Consider the following 1,835-nt stretch of genomic DNA (forward strand, 5'->3'; position numbering starts at 1 on the left):
CGTTTACACGGGTCCTATTGTCTTCTGATGGACGCGATTATCAAGCGGTAATGAATTACATAGCACTTGGGCGATCGTACATTCATGCCGCCATGCTGGTAGCCAACAAACACTATGGCCTATCCAAAAACGTGTTAGTGGAAGGAGGGCTTGCTGATGCTGCGTCATTATAAAACCCAACTCTTGATTCTAGCGGGTTTAGTCTTGTCTGGCATGGTGTTATGGAGCATGCACAAGCCCGCACCGCTGGCTGTGGTGGATATGCAGCGGTTACTGAATCAGCCTGCTGTTTTATTGAGTCAAAGTAAGTTATCAGAACAAGAACAAAAGAAGGTGTTAAAGCAGTACTCTTCGTTATTGCCTCAGACCTTGTCTCAGTATGGGGCTTCTCATCATGTGACCTTAATCACAGCAACAGTGATTTCCAGTGGACGCTTCGATGTGACGGATGAGGTGATTGCAGCAACCTTGGAAAAGCTGGGTGCACTATGAAAAAAGTGGCGAGCTTGATTGCAGCACTCTTAATGAACGGAGCTCCGGTATATGCCAAAAACTTAGGCAATTACGGCCAGCTTTTTCCTGTTATTGAGCAGGACATCCGCCAGGTCATCATGGCGAAGCTGCATCGCCTAGAGCAAACAGGTGCGTTGAAAGAGCATCAACAGCGCATGGTAGCGCGAGTGGAGGAGCATGTGAGAAGACCTAAGCCTCTTCATTTACCCACGACGACGACCCCTAAAACCCATGAATTAGATCCAAGTATCGTCGTGAATCAAACGCTTTATACCCATGATGGGACGATGATTGCGAAGAAAGGGACGCATCTTAATCCTTTTGAACGCGTGTCGTTTTCTAAAACGCTGTTTTTTTTCAATGCCGATGATCCGAAGCAACTCGCCTGGGCCAAAGCGCATTATAAGCATTTTGACCAGGTGAAATTTATTTTAACCGGAGGGGATGTTAAGGAGGCCTCCGAGGTTTTGGGTTCGGTTTATTTTGATTTAGAAGGGCGCTTGAGTCGTTATTTTCACTTAAAGCATGTGCCTTCCGTAGTCAGCCAAAAAGGATTGGTTTGGCGTATTCAAGAAATTGGTCAACACGAGTTACGCAAATAGGAGTAGGTACTATGAATAAAAAAACGTTGATTACCCGATTCATGGTGCTGTTTTTATTGAGTTCGCTGAACTTCGTCTATGCGTCTCAGTGCAAAGGACACTTTGTTAATCCAATTACCGATGTCTGCTGGAATTGTTTGTTTCCACTCACCATTGGCAGCAGTGATGTGGTTAAAAGCAGTTATCCTGATACAAACAATCCAGGCAATCCTTTATGTTTATGCCCCACACCCATTGGCGAGCGCTTAGGCGTCACTATTGGTTATTGGGAGCCTGCTGCTTTGGTTGATGTGACGCCCAAGCCCTGGTGCATGGTCAATTTAGGTGTGCAGCTGAATGTTACAAAAAAAGGGTTAGGCGGCTCCCAGATGCCAGAGGTGGATGGGCGCGGTGCATTCTATTACGTTCATTGGTACAAATACCCTCTGGTGTATTGGCTGCAGGTGTTAACGTCCTTAGGGTGTATGGAAACGGAAGATTTTGACATCCTATATCCATCAGAGTTAGACCCTACCTGGAATGACTCCGAACTGGCCTTTGTTCTAAATCCTGAAGCTGTTTTATTTACCTCGCCTCCTGCACGAGCTTCTTGTGCCTTTGATGCGAGTAAAGCACTTGCAGGCACTGCCGTGAACAGTCTTTTTTGGTGCCAGGGTGCACAAGGTTCTACGTATCCATTAACGGGGTTTGTGGCACATCAAGCAAGTCCTATAAGTACCG

General features: G+C 46.3%; 3 protein-coding genes. All 3 read left to right on the forward strand.

Annotation, left to right across the window (positions count from 1 at the left end; all coding sequences use genetic code 11):
- The first annotated feature begins 156 nt into the window (after positions 1–156).
- The gene (gene trbI / locus A8O27_RS17930) at positions 157–492 is read left to right on the forward strand and encodes a type-F conjugative transfer system protein TrbI (RefSeq protein WP_058460957.1); all 336 of its coding nucleotides are present in this window, start codon (positions 157–159) and stop codon (positions 490–492) included.
- Complete coding sequence (gene traW, locus A8O27_RS17935) at positions 489–1,115, forward strand: type-F conjugative transfer system protein TraW (RefSeq protein WP_058460584.1); 627 nt, start codon at positions 489–491, stop codon at positions 1,113–1,115. Before trbI ends, traW begins: the two co-directional genes overlap by 4 nt.
- Positions 1,116–1,126: 11 nt before the next feature.
- A partial coding sequence (locus tag A8O27_RS17940; protein WP_064115158.1) for a TraU family protein occupies positions 1,127–1,835 on the forward strand: 709 nt, incomplete at its 3' end.

Origin of the sequence: Legionella bozemanae (assembly GCF_001648595.1) — a bacterium.
Taxonomy (GTDB): Bacteria; Pseudomonadota; Gammaproteobacteria; order Legionellales; family Legionellaceae; genus Legionella; species Legionella bozemanae.